15 protein-coding genes are annotated in these 15,244 nt (G+C 64.8%); 7 read left to right on the forward strand and 8 right to left on the reverse strand.

Annotated features, from left to right (window positions below):
• Positions 1-75 precede the first annotated feature (75 nt).
• A complete protein-coding gene (locus KUV38_RS15560) occupies positions 76-522 on the forward strand; it encodes a hypothetical protein (protein ID WP_222471134.1) in 447 nt (148 codons plus the stop codon).
• Here the strand turns inward: KUV38_RS15560 and KUV38_RS15565 are convergent.
• The 4 genes from KUV38_RS15565 to KUV38_RS15580 form a co-directional block, all read right to left on the reverse strand.
• Entirely contained in the window at positions 479-997 is a 519-nt protein-coding gene (locus KUV38_RS15565; protein WP_222471135.1) for a hypothetical protein, read from the reverse strand. The genes KUV38_RS15560 and KUV38_RS15565 overlap by 44 nt on opposite strands.
• Positions 998-1,050: 53 nt before the next feature.
• A complete protein-coding gene (rlmN, locus tag KUV38_RS15570) occupies positions 1,051-2,238 on the reverse strand; it encodes a 23S rRNA (adenine(2503)-C(2))-methyltransferase RlmN (protein ID WP_222471136.1) in 1,188 nt (395 codons plus the stop codon).
• A gap of 70 nt (positions 2,239-2,308) precedes the next feature.
• On the reverse strand, positions 2,309-2,836 hold the full coding sequence (locus KUV38_RS15575) for a hypothetical protein (RefSeq protein WP_222471137.1): 528 nt from the start codon (positions 2,834-2,836) through the stop codon (positions 2,309-2,311).
• 59 nt (positions 2,837-2,895) lie between these two features.
• Positions 2,896-3,420: an invasion associated locus B family protein gene (locus tag KUV38_RS15580; RefSeq protein WP_222471138.1), complete on the reverse strand. Its 525-nt coding sequence runs from the start codon at positions 3,418-3,420 to the stop codon at positions 2,896-2,898.
• 158 nt (positions 3,421-3,578) lie between these two features.
• On the opposite strand from KUV38_RS15580, the gene KUV38_RS15585 reads away from it, so the two are divergent.
• Positions 3,579-4,544: an asparaginase gene (locus tag KUV38_RS15585; protein ID WP_222471139.1), complete on the forward strand. Its 966-nt coding sequence runs from the start codon at positions 3,579-3,581 to the stop codon at positions 4,542-4,544.
• A 24-nt stretch (positions 4,545-4,568) separates the two neighbouring features.
• On the opposite strand, the gene serB is transcribed toward KUV38_RS15585, so the two are convergent.
• Positions 4,569-5,441 carry a phosphoserine phosphatase SerB gene (gene serB, locus KUV38_RS15590; RefSeq protein WP_222471140.1) on the reverse strand — a complete coding sequence of 291 codons (873 nt, stop codon included), beginning with the start codon at positions 5,439-5,441 and terminating at the stop codon, positions 4,569-4,571.
• A gap of 130 nt (positions 5,442-5,571) precedes the next feature.
• Here serB and KUV38_RS15595 point away from each other — a divergent pair, with 130 nt between their 5' ends.
• The 4 genes from KUV38_RS15595 (at position 5,572) to KUV38_RS15610 (ending at position 10,448) form a co-directional block, all read left to right on the forward strand.
• Positions 5,572-6,507: an L-lactate dehydrogenase gene (locus KUV38_RS15595; RefSeq protein WP_222471141.1), complete on the forward strand. Its 936-nt coding sequence runs from the start codon at positions 5,572-5,574 to the stop codon at positions 6,505-6,507.
• Between the two features lie 155 nt (positions 6,508-6,662).
• A complete protein-coding gene (locus KUV38_RS15600) occupies positions 6,663-7,817 on the forward strand; it encodes a phosphoserine transaminase (protein ID WP_222471142.1) in 1,155 nt (384 codons plus the stop codon).
• 110 nt (positions 7,818-7,927) lie between these two features.
• Entirely contained in the window at positions 7,928-9,523 is a 1,596-nt protein-coding gene (serA, locus tag KUV38_RS15605) for a phosphoglycerate dehydrogenase (RefSeq protein ID WP_222471143.1), read from the forward strand.
• Between the two features lie 169 nt (positions 9,524-9,692).
• Entirely contained in the window at positions 9,693-10,448 is a 756-nt protein-coding gene (locus KUV38_RS15610; protein ID WP_222471144.1) for a metallophosphoesterase, read from the forward strand.
• Between the two features lie 133 nt (positions 10,449-10,581).
• Here the strand turns inward: KUV38_RS15610 and KUV38_RS15615 are convergent, their stop codons facing one another.
• Positions 10,582-11,934, reverse strand: a complete 1,353-nt coding sequence (locus KUV38_RS15615) for an ammonium transporter (protein ID WP_222471145.1) — start codon at positions 11,932-11,934, stop codon at positions 10,582-10,584.
• A gap of 28 nt (positions 11,935-11,962) precedes the next feature.
• The gene (locus KUV38_RS15620; RefSeq protein WP_222471146.1) at positions 11,963-12,301 is read right to left on the reverse strand and encodes a P-II family nitrogen regulator; all 339 of its coding nucleotides are present in this window, start codon (positions 12,299-12,301) and stop codon (positions 11,963-11,965) included.
• Between the two features lie 257 nt (positions 12,302-12,558).
• Between KUV38_RS15620 and KUV38_RS15625 the strand changes: the two genes are divergently transcribed.
• Positions 12,559-14,823 carry a transglycosylase domain-containing protein gene (locus KUV38_RS15625; protein WP_222471147.1) on the forward strand — a complete coding sequence of 755 codons (2,265 nt, stop codon included), beginning with the start codon at positions 12,559-12,561 and terminating at the stop codon, positions 14,821-14,823.
• A gap of 4 nt (positions 14,824-14,827) precedes the next feature.
• On the opposite strand, the gene KUV38_RS15630 is transcribed toward KUV38_RS15625, so the two are convergent.
• Positions 14,828-15,199: a hypothetical protein gene (locus KUV38_RS15630; RefSeq protein ID WP_222471148.1), complete on the reverse strand. Its 372-nt coding sequence runs from the start codon at positions 15,197-15,199 to the stop codon at positions 14,828-14,830.
• Positions 15,200-15,244: the final 45 nt, after the last annotated feature.

Below are 15,244 nucleotides of genomic sequence, written 5' to 3' on the forward strand. Positions count from 1 at the left end.
TCAATTGGGAACGAGAATTGCCCGAAGGCAGAACAGTTGCTAGCGTCCTGATACTAAGCGCAGCAGGCGGAAAGAATGAAAGAAATTCGTGCAGGCCTCGTGATTGGGCTGATTGCCGCCCTTGGCGGGGCATGGGCCGCCGGTGCGCAGCAGGCCGGTGATCCGGCCGTAATCATCCTCGATGTCGAAGAAGACGGGGCGGTTGAAGGGCCAGATGTGCCGGTGGGTCCGGTGCGCTGGGGCGAGCCGCTGATCGGCGGCGCTCCAGAAATTCAGGGCAAGACGATCGAGCAGGTCTTCACCGAAGGCTCGCCGCTGTTTCCGCCGATTGAGGGGCTGCCGGACGAGGTCTGGAAGGATCAGCTCTGCACCAGTTGTCACGAGTGGACGCAGGAGCGCATCTGCGAGCAGGCGACCAACTATCTCGACCCGGCCTTCGCCGACAACCTGGCCAAGGAGCACCCGATGGGCGGCACCTTCAAGGGGAACTTGCGGCTCTGGGCCGAGGATGGGTGCTTGTAGGCGCGGGCCGCTCGATCACGTCAAAGTCGTCGTCCGGGCCGTCGTCCAGCGCGCCCAGAACACGTTCAACGAGGTGCTGGTGTGCGTGCCCGGGAAAGGCCGTCCGAAACCGCCCAATGAGGCGGGCGTAGGGGTAACCAAGCTCGGAGGCCTTGCAGACCCGGTTTCCGTTTTCGATATCGTTCAGGGTGAGGCCACCACCCGCCGGGCGTAGCTCGAAGCCATTGCGCTGAAGCAGGCACTGCAAGTGCTCCCAGCTCGCTGCGTCGGCGAACGCTGGAGCGAGGAGGGCGCCGAGGCGCGCGACCAGCCGCTCATCCGCCCTTCGAGGCGTCTTCGCGGGGGTATGACGACGCCGAAGTTCGCGTCGCACGGCATCCCTGAGCAACTGGCCGACCGAGATGTCTTCCTTCTGCGCCTCATCCATGAGGCTAGAAAGCGTGGCGTGGCTGACCTGAAAAGAAATCCGCTGCATCCTCGCAGCGTCAGGCGATTCTGGTTAACGAGGCGTTAAGGCCGGACGGTGCGTTAAAGCCCCGCCTCCGCCGCAATCTCCTTGCGGCTCTTCCGCGCCCGCTCAGTCTCGGACTTCAACTGCCCGCAAGCCGCCATGATGTCCTCACCCCGCGGCGTGCGGATCGGAGAGGCATAGCCCGCCTTGTAGACGATATCGGCAAAAGCCTCGATCCGCTCCCAGCTCGACCGCTTGTAGGGCGCGCCGGGCCACTCGTTGAACGGGATCAGGTTGATCTTCGCCGGGATGCCGGAGATCAGCTTCACCAGCCGCTTCGCATCGGCGTCGCTGTCATTCACCCCATCGAGCATGACGTATTCAAAGGTGATCCGCTCCGAGTTGCTGAGCCGCGGATACTCTCGCAGGGCATTCAGCAGGGTCTCGATGTTCCACCGCTTGTTGATCGGCACCAGCTTGTCGCGCACCTCGTCGGTGGTGGCATGGAAGCTCACCGCCAGCAGGCAGCCGATCTCTTCGGCGCATTTGGCGATCTCCGGCACCACGCCGGAGGTGGAAAGCGTGATCCGGCGGCGGCTCAGAGATATCCCCTCGCCATCCATAGCGATCTTCATCGCATCCCGCACGGCGTCAAAGTTGTAGAGCGGCTCCCCCATGCCCATCAGCACGATGTTCGAGAGCAGGCGCGGCCCGTTCTCGTCAGAGCCCTTGCCCGGCTCCGGCCACTCGCCCAGATCGTCACGGGCCAGCATCACCTGCCCCACGATCTCGCCGGCCGTGAGGTTGCGCACCAGTTTCTGCGTGCCTGTGTGGCAGAACGAACAGGTCAGCGTGCAGCCAACCTGGCTGGAGATGCAGAGCGTCCCGCGATCTTCCTCGGGGATATAGACGGTTTCTACTTCATGCCCGCCCGCGATGCGCACTAGGTACTTCCGGGTGCCATCAGCGCTGACCTCGCGCTTCACCACCTCGGGAATGGCGATTTCAAAGTGCTCGTCGAGCTCAGCGCGGAAGGCCTTGGAGAGGTTCGTCATCGCCTCCCAGTCGCGCACGCCCCACTGGTAGACCCATTGCCAGATCTGGTTCACCCGCATCCGCACCTGCTTGTCGGCCACGCCAATGGAGCGTAGCGCCTCGGCGAGGCCTTCGCGGGTCAAGCCGACGATGTTGCGCTTTCCGCCCTCGGGCAGCTTGCGGGGTATCGTCGCCACGTCTTGCGTGATCGGGGCATTGGCCTCGGTCATGGGAGTCTCCGGCTTTCGGGTTCAAGCCGTGCACATAGGGCGGCACGGCCCTTATTGCAAAGGTTTTCTCCTAAAGGCCAAAGCGGCGGGAGATCTCCTGAAGCGCTTCCTGCTGGCGCGGGCCAAGGCTGGCCCCGTCTGCCCCAGCGGCCGTGTTGAGCACCGCCATCAGCGGCTGAAGCTCGCTCTGCCCGCCCATGGAGATCAGCTTTTTCACGATCCGGCTGATCGCGGCATCGGCTGAGCCACACTGCCCAACGAGCCAGCGGCCCAGAACTGCGGCCTCTTCTGCCCCATTCAAATCGACCCGGTATGCTTTTTGCAGCCCTTGCAGAATGCCCATGCGCTGTCCGCGTGTGGGCAGGTCATCGAGTGAGATAAAGGCCTCGGCTATCCCCGCCGCCGCAACGACAGGCTCTTCGATGCCATCGACCGGATGCTCCCGTTTCCGCAGCTTGTAGCCAAACCGCCGGGCGGCGGCGCGCACATCGCCCGCGGCGTTCATCAGCTCTCCGGCCATGTCGGCAGCGCCCTTGGCGCGGATGTACCACACATAGGCCGCCGTCAGCAGCGCGATGGTTCCGAGAATGAAAGGCAAGGCAATGACTCCACACAGAAAATTACTGCGAGGAGCCTAAGCCGAAAATCGAGCGCCGATCAACCGCCGCAGCGTTGCTCGGCCTCTTCAATAGCCGCAGTGAGGCCCAGAAGCGAGAAGGTGTCCTCGGTGCGGGTGCCCCTGCTGGACCGGGCCGAAAGTTTGGCCTCGGCGCCGCGCTTCATGGCGGTGAGGATCTTGGCATCGTCCTGCGGGCTGGCCGACCAAGCCCACTCGCCCTCGGTGAAGAGCTCGAACTGGGTGCCGCCGATATCCAGCGTCACGGTCGAACCGCCGGCAAACGGGTAACCGCCGGTGAAGCTCACCTCACCCGCACCATTGCCAGGGCGGAACGTGACGAAGAGCAGGATGTCGCTCCGACGCACGGCCACGACACGGCCATCGCGGGTGTTGACGGTTTCCTTGGGGGCCGAAACGCTCCAGCACTCCTTGGGATCGTCCTCGACGAACACCGACCAGTCGGTCTTTGCCGCCACGCGGTTGTCGCTCTCCTGCGCAAAGCCGGCGCCCGCGCCCATTGCAAGTCCGCCAGCCACGAGGCCAGCCAAAATCCGGTTGTTCATGTGTCCCACAGCCTCCAGCTGCCTCTGCCTCAAGCCTTCGCCTTTCCTTGCAGGCGGCGAATGTCTTTTCAACTTGCTCTGGCTCAATGTAACGTGATTTTCCGTAACTGCGAAAGCCCCGTTGGCAGAATTTCGCTGACATTCCGGAGAGGTGAGGCATGCAGGCAGAGCTGCTGGTCGAGGTAACACGAGGTGGTGAGGTGGAATCGGTCCACCACGGCCATATCGCGGTGGTGAACGCCGCGGGAGAGCTGGTGGACGGGCGCGGTGCGCCGGGCCTACCGGCCTACCCGCGGTCGGCAGCCAAAATGATTCAAGCACTACCACTGGTGCGCTCCGGCGCGGCGGCGGCGCGGCACCTCGGCAGCGAGCAGCTTGCGCTCTCCTGCGCTTCGCACAACGGCGCGCTGATCCACACCAAGCCGGTCGCCCGCTGGCTCGCCGCGCTGGAACTGGGCGAGGCCGATTTGCGCTGCGGCCCACAGATGCCCGACGACCGCCCGGCCCGCGAAGGGCTGATCAAGACCGATGAGTCTCCGTGCCAGTTTCACAATAACTGCTCGGGCAAACACGCGGGCTTCCTGACCCTGAACAGCCACCTCGGCGGCGGGCCGGAGTACCACGAGGTCGATCATCCGGTGCAGCAGGCCGCTCTCGCGGCGTGGGAAGATATCTGCGACGAGGCGACAGCAGGCTACGGGATCGACGGTTGCTCGGCCCCGAACTTCCGCAGCTCTGTCACCGCGATGGCCCGCGCGATGGCCAAGTTCGCGGTGGCTGCCGAAGGCTCGGCTGAGCAACAGCTGCGCGATGCGATGATGGCCCACCCCGAGCTTGTGGCCGGTGAAGGCCGGGCCTGCACTGAGATGATGCGGGCGGCAAAGGGCAAGGCGGCGGTTAAGACCGGGGCCGAGGGCTACTTCACCGCAATCCTGCCGGATCAGGGCCTTGGCATCGCGCTGAAGGTGGCGGATGGCACGACCCGCGCGGCAGAATGCGCGATGGCCGCGCTGCTGGTGAAATACGGCGTGTTGGATCGGAATGACCCGGCTGTCCTGAAGCGCTGGGGGCCCATGACCAACCGGCGCAACATCGAAGTGGGTGAGGTCAGGCCCGCGTTCTGATCGGGTGCAAAGACGAACCCTGACCTACCCCGCGAACTCCGATTTCGCGTAGCCCTGAAGGAAAAGCAGTGCGGTCAGGTCGCCGTGATCCACGCGCACATCGCATTGCGCGGCCACGGTGGGTTTGGCGTGCAGGGCCACGCCAATGCCCGCCGTATCCAGCATCGGCAGGTCGTTCGCCCCGTCGCCCACGGCGATGGCATCGAGGTTGCTCAGGCCCATCTCGCTGGCGATATCCATCAGCGCCTCGACCTTCGCATCGCTCCCGAGCGCGGGTTTTTGCACCTTGCCGCTCAGGCTCTCGCCTTCGGTCAGCAGCACATTGGCGCGGTGCTCGTCAAAGCCAAGCTCTGCGGCCACCTTTGCAGTAAAGGCGGTGAACCCGCCAGAGACCAGCGCCGTGCGGGCCCCATTGGCCTTCATCGTTGCCAGCAGCACCTTGCCGCCGGGCCGGCAGCTGATCCGCTCGGCCAGCACCTTGTCGATCACACTCACCGGCAATCCCTCCAGCAGGCTCACCCGCTCGTCCAGCGCCTCGAAAAAGTCCAGCTCGCCGTTCATCGCCCGCGCCGTGATGGCCGCCACCCGCTCGCCCACGCCTGCTTCGGCTGCAAGCTCGTCGATGCACTCCTGCTCGATCATGGTGGAGTCCATGTCGGCCAGCAGAAGCCGCTTCTTGCGCCCCTCGCCGGGCAGGATGTTGAGATCAACGCCCATCGCACGCATGTCGGCGCTGACCTCGGGTGCGTTGGTCGGCAAGGCGCCAAGCAGTTCGAACTCCGCCGCCTCATCGGGCGCAAGCCATTGCACATCGCCGCCGCCCCATGCGTTGCGCAGGGCGACCACGGCTGCCGGATCCAGCCCGCCGGGGCGGGCAATCAAAGACGCAATGAACATCAAACGGGCTCCGAAATGTCGATTCGCGCGCCATAGAACATTTGGCAGGGGGGCTTGGCCAGTGCTCCGCTTCAAACCGGGTCGGGCGAGCGGCACTCTCCTTAAGCGGGAATCAGCAATGGAGTGCAGCATGAAGCTCGGAATCGTCGGGGCCGGTATGGTCGGGAGCGCGGCGGCCTATGCCTGCGGGCTGCTCGGCCAGGCGCGGCACATCGTGCTGGTCGATGCCAACGGCGCCCTTGCGCGCGGCCAGGCCGAGGACATTGCCCATGCCATGCCATTTGCATCGGCCTGCACCTTGGAGGCCGGAGGGCTCGACGCGCTGGCCGGTGCCGACGTGGTGATCATAGCTGCCGGTGTGGCGCAAAAGCCGGGCGAGTCGCGGCTCGATCTGCTGACGCGGAACGCCGAGGTTTTCAGGGAGGTGCTGGAAGGAATTACTCGTCACGCACCCCACGCGCTTCTGCTCATTGCCTCCAACCCGGTCGATATCATGACCGGCATCACCACCCGCCTCGCAGGCCTGCAGCCCACCCGCGTCATCGGCTCTGGCACGATCCTCGACACCGCACGCTTCCGCCATCTTCTGGGCAGCGAACTCGGCGTCGATCCGCGCTCGGTGCATGCCTATGTGCTCGGCGAGCACGGCGACAGCGAGGTGCTGGCCTGGTCCTCGGCCCGTGTCGGCGCGCTGCCGCTGGAGGAGGTCGCGGCGCAGGTGGGCCGGCCATTGGGCCGCGAGGCCCGCGACCGGATTGACGAGGGCGTGCGCCGCGCCGCCTACACCATCATCGAGGGCAAGGGCGCCACGTGGTATGGCATCGGCGCCGGGCTGGCCCGGCTGGTCGAGGCCATTGGCGGGGACGAGGCCTCGGTGCATTCGGTTTCCATAGTCACCCCGCATATCGCAGGCGTCTCTGAAGTGCCGCTCTCGCTGCCTCGCCTCATCGGCGCCAAGGGCGTCTTGGCCGACCTGCCGCCCGAACTCTCGCCACAAGAAACCGCCGACCTCGCCCGCAGCGCCAAACTCCTCAAAGACACGCTGGACGCGTTGCCGCTCGACTAGCCCTGTTTCCGATCGGAACATCCGCCGCCGCTTTTGCCACCTGACCTGTCGCATCCGCGCGATTTTCCGGCTTGCGCGCCATCCGGCGCCCCTCTACATGCGGCGGTGGGACACCTCTCCCCAACGAGAGGCATATATCTGGAAGGATACCAGCAATGGCTATCGAAGCACCGGCAGCGCGCCCGGCCAATCCGCGCTTTTCCTCTGGCCCCTGTGCCAAGATCCCCACCTTCTCGCTCGACAAGCTTTCCGACGCCGCTCTTGGCCGGTCGCATCGCGCCGCCGTGGGCAAGGCGAAGCTGAAAGCCGCCATCGAGACCACTCGCGAGATCCTCGGTATCCCGGCGGATTACCGCATCGGTATCGTGCCCGCCTCCGACACCGGGGCGGTTGAAATGGCCATGTGGAACCTGCTCGGCGACCGTAAGGCCACCATGATTGCATGGGAGAGCTTTGGCGCGGGCTGGGTGACCGACGTGGTCAAGCAACTCAAGATTGACGCCGAGGTGAAGACCGCCGACTACGGCGAGATTGTCGATTTCGCCGAGCTCGACTTTGACACGGACGTGGTCTTCACCTGGAACGGCACCACCTCGGGCGTGCGCGTACCGAATGGCGATGCGATCCCGACGGACCGCGAAGGCCTGACGATCTGTGACGCCACCTCCGCCGCCTTCGCGATGGACCTGCCTTGGGACAAGCTCGATGTCACCACCTTCTCCTGGCAGAAGGTGCTCGGCGGCGAGGCGGCCCATGGGATGCTGGTACTGAGCCCCCGCGCCGTCGAACGGCTCGAAAGCTACACCCCGGCTTGGCCCCTGCCCAAGATCTTCCGCCTCACCAAGGGCGGCAAGCTGATCGACGGCGTCTTCGTAGGCGAAACCATCAACACGCCGTCGATGCTGGCCGTCGAGGACTATCTCGTTGCGCTCGACTGGGCAAAGTCGGTGGGCGGGCTGAAAGGCATGATCGCTCGCGCCGATGCCAATGCGCAGGCCATCCACACGTTCTGCGAGAGCCGCGACTGGATCGCCAACCTCGCCACCGACCCTGCGACGCGCTCCAACACCAGCGTGTGCCTCAAGTTCACCGACGACCGGATCACCGACGGCGCCGCCTTCGCCAAGGCCGTCGCCAAGCGCCTGGGCGACGAGAACGTGGCGCTCGACGTGGGTGCCTACCGCGATGCCCCTCCGGGCCTGCGTATCTGGTGCGGTGGCACGGTTGAGACCTCCGACATCGAGGCGATGCTGCCTTGGCTCGAATGGGCCTTTGAAGCTGAAATCGCCGCGCTGACGGAAGCCGCCTGACCCTGCCCCGGGGTGCGCCATGACTGCGCACCCTGCGGGACACACAACACACTTAAGGTGCGCAGTTATCGAGCACCTTCCCCCCACATCCACACGACAGGACCAAACCAATGGCCCCCAAAGTTCTCGTCTCCGACAAGCTCTCGGAAACCGCCGTCCAGATCTTCCGCGACCGCGGCATTGAGGTCGATTTCATGCCCGAACTGGGCAAGGACAAGGAAAAGCTCGCCGAAGTGATCGGCCAGTATGACGGCCTCGCCATCCGCTCTGCCACCAAGGTGACAGCAAAGCTCCTGGAGCATGCCACGAACCTCAAGGTCGTCGGCCGCGCCGGGATCGGCACCGACAATGTCGACAAGGAAGCCGCCTCGAAGAAAGGCGTGATCGTGATGAACACGCCCTTCGGCAACATGATCACCACCGCCGAGCACGCCATCGCGCTGATGTTCGCCGTGGCCCGCCAACTGCCTGAAGCCTCGCAATCCACCCACGCCGGTAAGTGGGAGAAGAGTAAGTTCATGGGTGTCGAGCTGACCGGCAAGACCCTCGGTGTGATCGGCGCAGGCAACATCGGCGGCATCGTCTGCGACCGAGCCCGCGGGCTGCACATGAAGGTGCTGGCCTACGATCCGTTCCTGACGGAGGAGAAGGCCGACAAGATGGGCGTGCACAAGGTCGAGCTGGAAGAGCTGCTCGCCAAGGCCGATTTCATCACTCTGCACGTGCCGCTGACCGACCAGACCCGAAACATCCTCTCGGCCGAGAACCTCGCCAAGACCAAAAAGGGCGTGCGGATCATCAACTGCGCCCGCGGCGGGCTGGTCGATGAGGCCGCTCTGGCTGAGCTGTTGAAGTCGGGCCATGTGGCCGGTGCCGCCTTCGACGTGTTCGCCGAAGAACCTGCCACCGAGAACGTGCTGTTCAACCTGCCCAACGTGGTCTGCACCCCGCACCTTGGCGCCTCTACCTCGGAAGCGCAGGAGAACGTGGCCCTGCAAGTGGCCGAGCAGATGTCGAACTACCTGCTCGACGGCGCCGTGGAGAACGCACTGAACATGCCCTCGATGACCGCCGAAGAGGCCAAGGTCATGGGGCCGTGGGTCAAGCTCGCCGACCATCTCGGCAGCTTCATCGGCCAGATGACCGACGAGCCGATCAAGGCGATCAACATCCTCTACGATGGTGTCGTGTCCACCATGAACCTCCCCGCGCTGAACTGCTCGGTCGTGGCGGGAATCATGAAAAAGGCCAACCCGGATGTGAACCTTGTGAGCGCTCCGGTGATCGCCAAGGAACGCGGTGTTAAGATCTCCACCACCAGCCAAGACAAGGCCGGTGCGTTTGATGGCTACATCAAGGTGACAGTGGTGACCGACCTGCGCGAGCGTTCAATCGCGGGCACCGTCTTCTCCGATGGCAAGCCGCGGTTCATCCAGATCAAGGGCATCAACATCGACGCCGAGATCGGCGCGCATATGCTCTACACCACCAACAAAGACGTGCCCGGCATCATTGGCACCCTCGGGCAGACGCTTGGCACCAACGGTGTGAACATTGCCAACTTTACCCTTGGGCGTTCCTCGGTGGGTAAGGATGCCATCGCCCTGCTCTATGTGGATGACCGGGTGCCCGATGACGTGCTGAGAAAGCTCGCAGACACGGCGCTCTTCCAGTCGATTAAGCCGCTGCAGTTTGACGTGGCCTGACGGCCCTTCAGAACGACTTGAGGGGGCGGTGTCGAGTGGTTCGGTGCCGCCCCCTTCGTTTCCACCGCAGGCAATTTCTTGCGCGGGAGGTTGACCCATTCCGTCGCCGTGGTATCCCCCGCCCAAGGGCGATGCTGGCGCCCGGGCATCTTTAAAAGGTCGAAGCGGTATGCGCGTTTACGCGATTGGCGACATCCATGGTCACTTGGACAAGCTGAAAGCTGTCCACGCCCTCATCGAGGCCGACCGCACACGCACGGGCGACAGCGATGCGCTGGTGGTGCATGTCGGCGACCTCGTGGACAGGGGGCCGGATTCGGCTGGCGTGCTGGGTTACCTCGCCAAGGGCGTGGCGCAGGGCAAGCCCTGGGTGATCCTGAAGGGCAACCATGACCGGATGATGCGCCGCTTCCTCGAGCCGGACCGCCTGCGTGACCCGTCCCGCCCCGATCTGCACTGGCTGCAACCCAACATCGGCGGGCGCAGCACGCTGGAAAGCTACGGGATCGATACCGACCCAGCCCGCGGCAAGGAGGCGATCCACCGCGATGCCCGGGCCGCGGTGCCCGATGCCCACGTGACGCTGCTGGACGGCATGGCGATCCATCACATGATGCCGGGCCTGTTCTTTGTGCACGCGGGCGTTCGGCCAGGTGTGGGATTCGCGGATCAGGTCGAGGACGACCTTGTCTGGATCAGGGAGCCGTTTCTCTCTGACCCGCGCGATCACGGGCGATTGGTGGTGCATGGCCACAGCCCGGTGGCAGCCGCCACGCATTACGGCAACCGGCTGAATATCGACAGCGCGGCGGCCTATGGCGGGCCGCTCTCTGCGGTTGTGATCGAGGACGAAGGTCTCTCGGTTTCGCTGCTGACCGAGACCGGCCGCAGCCCGCTTGTTCCGGTTCACGCAGCAATCGGCTGATTGCCCCCATCCGAAATTTGGCCGCTCGTCCCTACGTTTGAGACGTCTCCAGTCGGCGGTAGCCCCTTCGCAAAGAGAAACCCCGGGCGCTTTCACGCCCGGGGCTGGTTCAAGACTGTCCCGGAAGGGGAGGTCAGCCTTTGGCGAACTCCGGATAGGCTTCCATGCCCAGCTCGGTGGTGTCGAGACCGGTGATCTCGTCTTCCTCGCTGACGCGGATGCCCATGATGGCCTTCAGGATGAACCAGATCACGCCGCTCACCACGAAGACAAAGATGCCCACGATCAGGATGGCTTTGATCTGTACACCGAGGGAGGCGTCACCGTTGGTGATGCACACGGCCAGGGTGCCCCAGATGCCGGCGAAGAGGTGCACCGGGATGGCGCCCACAACGTCGTCGATCTTCAGCTTGTCGAGGAACGGCACCGCGAAGACCACGATCACACCGCCCACGGCACCGATCAGGGTGGCCGCGCCGAGACCAGGGGTCAGCGGTTCAGCCGTGATCGACACGAGGCCGGCCAGAGCACCGTTGAGCACCATCGTCAGATCGACCTTCTTGTAGAGGATCTGGGTCAGGACCATCGCCGCGAGAGCACCACCGGCAGCCGCCGTGTTGGTGTTGGCGAAGATGCGGGAGATGTCAGCCACGTTGCCGGCAGTGTCCATGTAGAGCTGCGAGCCGCCGTTGAAGCCAAACCAGCCGAGCCACAGGATGAACGTACCCAGGGTGGCGAGGGTCAGGTTGGAACCGGGCATCGGATGCACGCGGCCGTCCTTGTACTTACCAAGACGCGGGCCAAGGATGAGCGCACCAGCAAGGGCTGCCCAGCCACCGGTGGAGTGCACCACGGTCGAACCGGCGAAGTCGAGGAAGTCGGTCACGCCCTCGGCGCCGGGCGCCAGGAAGCCGCCGCCCCATTTCCAGGAAGCCTGGATCGGGTAGATGAACGCGGTCAGCAGGATCACGAAGATCAGGAATGGCCACAGCTTGATGCGCTCGGCCAGGGTGCCCGAAACGATCGAAGCGGTGGTGGCACAGAACATCAGCTGGAAGAAGAAGTCGGAGCCGACGGAGGCATAGGTCAGGTCGGTTTCCGTTTCAGCCAGGCCAACGGCTTCAAGCACGGCAGGGCCGAAGGCACCGAGGTAGCCCTCGGAGATCCAGCCGTCGCCGGGATACATCAGGTTGTAGCCGACGAGGTAGTAGGCGAGCGAGGCGATAGAGAAGAGCGCCATGTTCTTGGTCAGCTGCATCGTCACGTTCTTCTGGCGCACGAGGCCGGCCTCGAGCATCGAGAAGCCCGCGGCCATCCAGAACACCAGGAAGCCGGTGACGAGGAACATGAAGGTGGTGAAGATATAGCCGATTTCGCCATTGGGCGGCGTCATGTCGGCTTCGGCCTCCTGCGCGAAGCCCATGGCGGGCAGCGCAATCGCTGCCGTCAGGGCCGCGGCGGCCGGGATGTATTTGCGGAATTGCATCTTGTCAGAGTCCCCTATCTGTCCGCGCTCAAAGCGCTTCGTCGTTGGTTTCGCCGGTGCGGACGCGCACGGCCTGGTTCACATCCAGGACGAAGATCTTGCCGTCGCCGATCTTGTCGGTCTTCGCGGTGGTCTGGATCGTCTCTACCACCTGGTCGGCCATGGCGGCGGAGACCACGATCTCCAGCTTGACCTTGGGCACGAAGTTCACGGCATATTCGGCGCCGCGGTAGATTTCGGTGTGGCCGGACTGAGAGCCGAAGCCCTTGATCTCGGTCACCATCATTCCGCGCACGCCGATGGCGGTCAGCGCCTCGCGGACCTCCTCCAGCTTGAACGGCTTGATAGCTGCAATGATGAGTTTCACGTTTGTCCCCTTCCTTTGTGCCAGGCGCAGCCCTGGCGGGTTCACGGCCACAGTCACAGCCTGCCTGCCCGTTGGCATCAAGCGAGGGCGCACTGTTGCGCCTGCGGATTCAGCAGGCGATTGCACAATTTTTGCACAAATTAATCTCTTTGCTCAAAAAGTAGGCGGCATGAAAAATCGGCGATGTCGCGCGGTCTTGTCTCCCCTTTTCGAGTCCCCACCTCTATGCTGCGCGGAAAAATGCGAGCGAGGCACGCATGAGCGGTAACGGACGAAAGAAGACGCCCCTGGTGGCGGAGAAGCGCTATTCCGGCGCGACGCCCGCCAAAACGGCGGCACCCAAGAAGGCCAAGGCCCCCAAGAAGAAACGCGCGCCGCGCGCCAAGCGGCCCGCGCCAAAGGGCGTGCTGGGCTGGGTTGCGCGGATCACCCGCTTTTTCATGCGGGTCATCTGGGGTGTCACGTGGCGCATGGGGGTGGTCGTGGGCCTCATCGTGGCCGGCGCCGTGGGCTACTTTTACACCACCCTGCCTGAAGATGTGACGGCCCTGCTCGACGCCCGCACGCGCGGGTCGGTGACCATGCTCGACCGGGACGGCAAGGTGTATGCTTGGCGCGGTGAGACCTATGGCGGCCCGATCCGCGTAGAGAATGTGTCGCCACATCTGAAGAACGCCGTGGTCGCGACCGAGGACAAACGGTTCTACCGCCACTTCGGCGTCAGCCCGCGCGGCATTGCCTCCGCGATCAGGATCAACCTCTCCGAGGGGCGCGGCCCCCTCTCCGGCCATGGCGGCTCCACGCTCACGCAGCAGACGGCAAAGCTGCTTTGCCTCGGCATCCCCTATGACGAGGGGGCGTGGGAGAGCGAGGCCGCCTATGAGGCCGACTGCCGCGAGACCACCCTGTGGCGCAAGGTCAAGGAGATGATCTACTCCATGGCGCTGGAGACCCGCTACACCAAGGACGAGGTGCTGGCGATCTACCTCAACCGCGCCTATCTCGGCGCCTCGTCGCGCGGGTTCGCCGCCGCCTCGCAGCGCTATTTCGGGATTGCCGCGAAAGACCTGAACCCGGCCCAGGCGGCCATGCTGGCAGGCCTGCTCGTGGCCCCCACTCGCTATGCCCCGACCTCCGACCTGGAGCGCAGCCAGGCCCGCGCGGCTACCGTGCTGAAGCTGATGCAGGAGCAGGGCTACATCTCGATGGCCGAGCGCGAGGAGTTCACCAACAACCCTGCCACCCTCAGCGAGGCCGCACAGGCCCGCGCGGGCGGCTACTTCGCCGACTGGGTGATGGATACCGGGCCGGACTTTCTGACCAAGGACACCACCGAGGACGTGGTTCTGAAAACCACCCTCGACCAGCGCATCCAGCGGGCCGCCGAGGAGGCGATGAAGGAGATCTTCGCCACCAAGGTCAGGGAGGGCTCCGCCGCTCAGGCTGCCGTGGTGGTGATGAGCGCCGACGGTGCCGTGCGCGCGATGGTTGGCGGCCGGCAGACCAAGGTGACCGGCGCCTTCAACCGCGCGACCATGGCGAAGCGCCAGACCGGCTCCAGCTTCAAACCTTTCGTTTATGCCGCCGCGCTGGACCTTGGCTACACGCCAAATGCGACCGTTGTGGATGAGCCGATCACCATCAACGTGCCCGGCTCGGGCGCCTACAGCCCCAAGAACTACGATCGCAAGTTTCATGGACGGGTCACGCTGACCGAGGCGCTTGCCCACAGCTATAACATCCCCGCCGTAAAGGTTTCGGAGGCTGTCGGGCGCGAGAACGTGCGCAACATCGCAGAAGACTTCGGAATTGAAAGCGACCTTGCTGCTGGCCCGGCTCTGGCGCTCGGGGCTTCGGAGTCCTCACTGCTGGAGATGGCGGGGGCCTATGCGGGCATCCTGAACGGCGGCACCTCGGTCACGCCCTACGGCATTCTAGAGCTGCGCCTGAAGGGCGATGACGAGCCGCTCATGGGCCAGGGCGGCGGGCTCGGCGAGCGGGTGATCACCGAAGAGGCGGCGCGCTACCTCGTCTACATGATGACCCAGACCATCGAGCAGGGCACCGGCCGCCGCGCCAACATTGGCCGCCCGGCAGCGGGCAAGACGGGCACCACCAACTCTGCGCGCGATGCGTGGTTCCTCGGCTTCACCGCCGACTACGTGGTGGGCGTGTGGATGGGCTACGATGACAACACGCCGCTCACCGGCGTCACCGGCGGCGGCTTGCCCGCCGATATCTGGCGCGAGGTGATGGTGCGTGTGAACGAGGGGCTGCCGGTGCATGAGTTGCCCATGCTCATCCCCCAACGCGCCCAGCCACAGGTCAGCCAGACCCAGCCGCCGCCCGAGCAGACGGCGCGGGAACAGACCGAAGCCGAGAGCCGCGCGGCCGAGCGTGCCCGCAGGCAGGCGGAGCGCGAGGCGCAGCGGCAACAACGCCAGCAGCGGCGCCGTCAGAACGGCGATGTGGCGGAGCGGATTCTGGAGGATGTGCTCTGCGGCCTGCTGGGCTGCCGCTGACCGATCAGTCGGTGGCTGTGGCGGCCTCGGCAGGCGGGGCCGCTGGCGCCGCCTCGGCCTCCGCGGTTTCCGATAGCACCGGGCACCGCTCGTAGCGGAAGGCATAGCCGTTCCACGCCAAAATCAGCCCGCCCTCGGCACCCTCCATGAAGAGCGCGCGCTCGGTCCATTGAAAGTTGGGATTGGCGCCCTCGCACTCCATGTCGAAGAGCTGGGCGTTCATGTCGCGCACGTTGACTGGGTTGAGCATCTTGCAGGTGCCGCTGAGGCCGTGAAACACGCCATCCTCGATCCGCAGAAAGCCCTCGGCCCCGTCACCAGCCTCGCAATCGGCCTCCGGACTGGCGCGATACCTGCCCTCGACCTCCAGCGCCATTGCAGGGGTCGCGGCACAGGCAAGCGCCAGGCCCAGAAGGCGCCA

Origin of the sequence: Vannielia litorea (genome assembly GCF_019801175.1) — a bacterium.
GTDB lineage: Bacteria > Pseudomonadota > Alphaproteobacteria > Rhodobacterales > Rhodobacteraceae > Vannielia > Vannielia litorea_B.

What these genes read in the sequence shown, in the direction of transcription:
- KUV38_RS15560 (WP_222471134.1), top strand. Translation starts at nt 76, where the DNA reads ATGAAAGAAATTCGTGCAGGCCTCGTGATTGGGCTGATTGCCGCCCTT.
- KUV38_RS15565 (WP_222471135.1), bottom strand. Translation starts at nt 997, where the DNA reads ATGCAGCGGATTTCTTTTCAGGTCAGCCACGCCACGCTTTCTAGCCTC.
- rlmN (WP_222471136.1), bottom strand. Translation starts at nt 2,238, where the DNA reads ATGACCGAGGCCAATGCCCCGATCACGCAAGACGTGGCGACGATACCC.
- KUV38_RS15580 (WP_222471138.1), bottom strand. Translation starts at nt 3,420, where the DNA reads ATGAACAACCGGATTTTGGCTGGCCTCGTGGCTGGCGGACTTGCAATG.
- KUV38_RS15585 (WP_222471139.1), top strand. Translation starts at nt 3,579, where the DNA reads ATGCAGGCAGAGCTGCTGGTCGAGGTAACACGAGGTGGTGAGGTGGAA.
- serB (WP_222471140.1), bottom strand. Translation starts at nt 5,441, where the DNA reads ATGTTCATTGCGTCTTTGATTGCCCGCCCCGGCGGGCTGGATCCGGCA.
- KUV38_RS15595 (WP_222471141.1), top strand. Translation starts at nt 5,572, where the DNA reads ATGAAGCTCGGAATCGTCGGGGCCGGTATGGTCGGGAGCGCGGCGGCC.
- KUV38_RS15600 (WP_222471142.1), top strand. Translation starts at nt 6,663, where the DNA reads ATGGCTATCGAAGCACCGGCAGCGCGCCCGGCCAATCCGCGCTTTTCC.
- serA (WP_222471143.1), top strand. Translation starts at nt 7,928, where the DNA reads ATGGCCCCCAAAGTTCTCGTCTCCGACAAGCTCTCGGAAACCGCCGTC.
- KUV38_RS15610 (WP_222471144.1), top strand. Translation starts at nt 9,693, where the DNA reads ATGCGCGTTTACGCGATTGGCGACATCCATGGTCACTTGGACAAGCTG.
- KUV38_RS15615 (WP_222471145.1), bottom strand. Translation starts at nt 11,934, where the DNA reads ATGCAATTCCGCAAATACATCCCGGCCGCCGCGGCCCTGACGGCAGCG.
- KUV38_RS15625 (WP_222471147.1), top strand. Translation starts at nt 12,559, where the DNA reads ATGAGCGGTAACGGACGAAAGAAGACGCCCCTGGTGGCGGAGAAGCGC.
- KUV38_RS15630 (WP_222471148.1), bottom strand. Translation starts at nt 15,199, where the DNA reads ATGGCGCTGGAGGTCGAGGGCAGGTATCGCGCCAGTCCGGAGGCCGAT.